4 protein-coding genes and 1 tRNA gene are annotated in these 4080 nt (G+C 64.6%); 4 read left to right on the top strand and 1 reads right to left on the bottom strand.

Translation table 11 applies throughout. The annotated features are described in order from the left end of the window. Positions 1-65: 65 nt before the first annotated feature. From ACTWPW_RS63180 to ACTWPW_RS63170, 3 genes are read left to right on the top strand one after another with little or no spacing between them, the layout of a single operon-like run. Positions 66-1490, top strand: a complete 1425-nt coding sequence (locus ACTWPW_RS63180) for a replication initiator (RefSeq protein ID WP_443174880.1) — start codon at positions 66-68, stop codon at positions 1488-1490. After that, positions 1460-1738 carry a helix-turn-helix domain-containing protein gene (locus ACTWPW_RS63175; RefSeq protein ID WP_443174879.1) on the top strand — a complete coding sequence of 93 codons (279 nt, stop codon included), beginning with the start codon at positions 1460-1462 and terminating at the stop codon, positions 1736-1738. Before ACTWPW_RS63180 ends, ACTWPW_RS63175 begins: the two co-directional genes overlap by 31 nt. Next, entirely contained in the window at positions 1738-2952 is a 1215-nt protein-coding gene (locus tag ACTWPW_RS63170) for a tyrosine-type recombinase/integrase (protein ID WP_443174878.1), read from the top strand. Before ACTWPW_RS63175 ends, ACTWPW_RS63170 begins: the two co-directional genes overlap by 1 nt. 54 nt (positions 2953-3006) lie before the next feature. On the opposite strand, the gene ACTWPW_RS63165 is transcribed toward ACTWPW_RS63170, so the two are convergent. Beyond that, positions 3007-3081 (bottom strand) — tRNA-Val (locus ACTWPW_RS63165). A gap of 460 nt (positions 3082-3541) precedes the next feature. Here ACTWPW_RS63165 and ACTWPW_RS63160 point away from each other — a divergent pair. Next, entirely contained in the window at positions 3542-3958 is a 417-nt protein-coding gene (locus ACTWPW_RS63160) for an SsgA family sporulation/cell division regulator (protein WP_020547189.1), read from the top strand. The last annotated feature ends 122 nt before the right edge of the window (positions 3959-4080 follow it).

Here is a 4080-nt window from a genome sequence, read left to right as displayed (position 1 = left end):
CTCCACTCATTCTGTGGTAATATTCCGCCGAAGGAGTACGAGGACGCCTTCTATAAGACCCAGGGATCTACTACGTCATTCGCAAGTTCGCAGGAATCGTAGCCTCCAAGATTCCCGGGGCGGTCCACCACACCGTCGACACCTGCACCGGCACCATTCTCGACACCCGCCCGACCTCGGCCATGCCCGACGGCATCATCTACAAAGCCTGCGGAAACCGGCGCGCCACCGTCTGCCCCTCCTGCGCCGACACCTACCGGCGCGACGCCTACCACCTCGTCCGCTCCGGCCTGACCGGCGGTAAAGGCACCCCCGAAACGGTCTCCACCCACCCGGCCGTCTTCGCCACCTTCACCGCCCCCACCTTCGGCGCCGTTCACACCCGGCACGTCCGCACCCACACTTGCACCGACCGGTCACGCTGCACCTGCCGGCCCGAACCCTGTCACGCCCGCCGTGTTGTCGACACCTGCCCGCACGGCGTACAGCAAGCCTGCTTCGCCCGCCACCAGCCCACCGACCAGCGCATCGGCCAACCCCTCTGCCTGGACTGCTACGACCACCCCCACCACGTCATCTGGAACCACCACGCCGGCGAACTGTGGCGGCGCACCAAGCAGAGCATGGAACGCCAGCTCAACCGCATTGCCCGTAGCCGCGGACTCCCCCGTGTCCGCATCGCTCATGGCAAAGCCGCTGAATACCAGCGACGCGGCGCCGTGCACTTCCACGCCCTGCTCCGCCTCGACGGCTACGACCCCGACGACCCCACCGCCGTCATCCCCCCACCAGACGGGCTCACCATCACCGACCTGCACAACGCCATCGAACACGCCGCCACCACCACCCGGTTCACCACCGACAGCCACCAGCAACAACCCACCGGCTGGCCCATCACCTGGGGCGACCAACTCGACATCCGACCCCTCAGCCTGCGCGCAGACCACCCGGTCACCGACACCATGGTCGCCGCCTACCTCGCCAAATACGCCACCAAAGGCACCGAAACCACCGGACACGCATCCCGCCGCCTCGACCACGACTCCATCCAGCACTACGCCAACCGCACCGGCACCCACACCGAACGCCTCATCGCCGCCTGCTGGGACCTCGGCCACCCCCACAACCCCGGATTCCACGGCCTACGCCGCTGGGCCCACATGCTCGGCTTCGGCGGACACTTCTTTACCAAAGCCCGCCGCTACTCCACCACCTTCGCCGCCCTACGCGCCGCACGCGTTCACTACCGCCGCACCCAAGACAACGGCACCCCCTACTCCCCGCACGCATTCGACCGTCAACCCGACCTTGACGACGAAACGACGCTCGTCATCGGCGACTTGACCTACGCCGGAAACGGGTGGAAAACCACCGGAGACGCCCTTCTAGCCAACACGGCAGCGGCACAAGCCCGCGAATACACCCGAGCAGGACGCGAAGAACTCGCCCACGAACAGGCATGCAGTTCGTCCACACCGCTCGCCGCCTGATCACCCTTCAGACCGTGAACGGAGTACCACCATGCCAACCCGTAGCAAGACCGTCCGCTACCCGGGGGCAAGCCTTGTACGACGTCAATGAGGCCGGCGTCGTTCTCCGGCTGTCCCGCCGGTACCTCTACGAGCAGATCCGGTCCGGGCGCTTGCGCAGCGTCAAAGCCGGACGCGCTCGCCGCGTCCCTGCCTCCGCCATCGCGGAGTATGTAGCCCTGCTGGAGCAGGAAGGGCAGTCCGCCTGATGGCCAAGCGACGCAGCAGAGGGGACGGTGGACTGTACTGGAGCGAGGCTCGCCAGCGCTGGATAGCCGAGATCACCATCGGTTATACGCCCGCAGGCAAGCGCATCACCAAGAAGGCTGCCGGACGTACCAAGACCGAGGCGAAGACAAAGCTGAAGGAAGCTCTCCGCGATCTCGATGACGGGCTTACGCCGACTGCCGGTCATGACACCGTCACAACCGCCGTACGCGACTGGTTGACCTTCGGACTCTCCGGCCGGGATCCGCAGACGATAGAGACGAAGCGAATCCTCGCCGAGAAGCACGTCATCGCGCAGCTTGGAGCGCGGAAGCTTCGTGAGCTCTCGGCCGACGATGTTGATCGATGGCTCGCCGAGCGGGCGCAACACGTCTCCACGCGGACGCTGCAAGAGTTGCGCTCAATCCTCAAGCGGGCGATCACCCGGGCACAAGCCCGCGACAAGGTCAAACGGAACGTCGTTCTGCTCTGCGAGCTTCCCAAGGGTGAGTCAGGCCGGCCATCGAAGTCTCTGACGTTCACGCAAGCTGAGGCGGTGCTCACGGCCGCTGAGAAGGCCAAGCCGTGGCTCCGGGCCTACGTGGCGCTGTCGCTGCTCACAGGGGCTCGAACGGAGGAACTGCGGGAACTCGCCTGGTCGCACGTCGTTGCCTATGACAAAGCACGCCAGGAGTGGCGGACAGTGGTTGAAGCTGGTTGGAAGAATGATGACTTCGCTGTCTACGTCTGGCGGTCGGTCCGCGCTACCGGGGACACCAAGACCCCGGAGTCGCGTCGCACGCTCCAGCTCCCTCACCGCTGCGTACAAGCTCTGATGGCCTTCTGGGACGACCTGCGCGCTCGTGAGATCGCGCCGAGTCAGGGCGATCAGTCTCGTCTGGTGTTCGCCACCCGCAACGGCACCAAGATGAGCGCAGGCAATGTCCGGCGAGAGTTCCGGCGGGTGATCACGCGAGCGGGTCTGGTCGCCGCTGACTGGACGCCCCGCGATATGCGACACAGTTTCGTCTCACTGCTGTCAGCAGATGGTGTCCCGGTGGAGAACATTGCTCGGTTGATCGGACACGCCGGAGGCTCGGCCGTCACCGAGAAGGTCTACCGGCATCAGATCAAACCCGTCATCCAGGACGGCGCGACCGTCATGGACCGGATCTTCCCAGATGCCGACCATGGAGATGGACAGTCACTCAGTTAGTCACCTGGAAGATCAAAAAGGCCACCTCCCGCGTGGGAAGGTGGCCTTTGACCTTGGTGGGCGATACTGGGATCGAACCAGTGACCTCTTCGGTGTGAACGAAGCGCTCTCCCGCTGAGCTAATCGCCCGCCCTGCCGGCTCCTCGCGGTGCCGACGGGGAAAACCATACCGCACTCCGGGGGGTGCTGGCGAAGCGAATAGGCCTGGGGGCGATCATGGGGGCGCCGGGAGGGCCCGCCAGAGGGATTCGGGTGAAACGCGGCGGTTGCCCATCGGCACGGCACGCCCGTGGCATACCATCGTCGTGTCCCGGAAGGTATCGGCCACGATCTTTTGACGAGAAACGTTCATGGACGGCCCGTCCGGGGCAGGCTCCACAGCACGCAAAACCCTTGTAAATACGACCCGATTGATGCCGTTTAGCCTGGTAGATGCCTAAATGTCCAGCTGTGATGTGCGTTACAGAAGGCCCTGGAAGCGGAATCTTTCCTACAGGTTTCTTCGTTCCGCGTCATAGCTCAGGACGAAGTCCGTCAGAGCAGTGAAAGCCCCGAAGAGGGGACCTACGACGAAAAGGTTTGGCTGACGATGAACAGCACCACCGTCTCCGCCGAGCTTGGCCTTCGGCTTGTGGTCCCCGACCGTACTACCGTCCCCCTGCTCGCCGGACTGAGTTACACAGCCGACGATCCGTACGCCATCCGCATGGCCTTCCACGTAGGGAACGACGAGCCGGTCGAGTGGATCTTTGCTCGCGAACTGCTGACAGTAGGCATCGTGAGGCGTGTCGGCGACGGCGACGTGCAGGTGTGGCCCGCACGCGCCGACGGCGAACGCACGCTGCACATCAGCCTCACGTCGCCGTTCGGACAAGCACTCTTCGAAGTACCGCTGGCCCCGCTCACCGAGTTCCTCCACCGGACCTACGAGAAGGTGCCGGCGGGGCGGGAGACAGACTTCATGGATCTGGACGCCGAGTTGACCAACATGCTCTGGCCGTCCTAGGGCCTGTTTCAGAAGTCGGGTGAGGAGTCTCGGCTGAGGGCTGCGTGTGCTCGAGATGCCTGAGCGGTCCAGATGGTGACGTCGGAAGCGATACGGCTCGGGTCGGTCGCGGTATCAAGGCG

Origin of the sequence: Nonomuraea sp. KM90 (assembly GCF_052246675.1) — a bacterium.
GTDB lineage: Bacteria > Actinomycetota > Actinomycetes > Streptosporangiales > Streptosporangiaceae > Nonomuraea.
This window is presented reverse-complemented; position numbering and strand designations above follow the sequence as displayed.

Coding starts and splice junctions, on each gene's coding strand:
- ACTWPW_RS63175 (WP_443174879.1), top strand. CDS start 1,460: ATGCAGTTCGTCCACACCGCTCGCCGCCTGATCACCCTTCAGACCGTG.
- ACTWPW_RS63170 (WP_443174878.1), top strand. CDS start 1,738: ATGGCCAAGCGACGCAGCAGAGGGGACGGTGGACTGTACTGGAGCGAG.
- ACTWPW_RS63160 (WP_020547189.1), top strand. CDS start 3,542: ATGAACAGCACCACCGTCTCCGCCGAGCTTGGCCTTCGGCTTGTGGTC.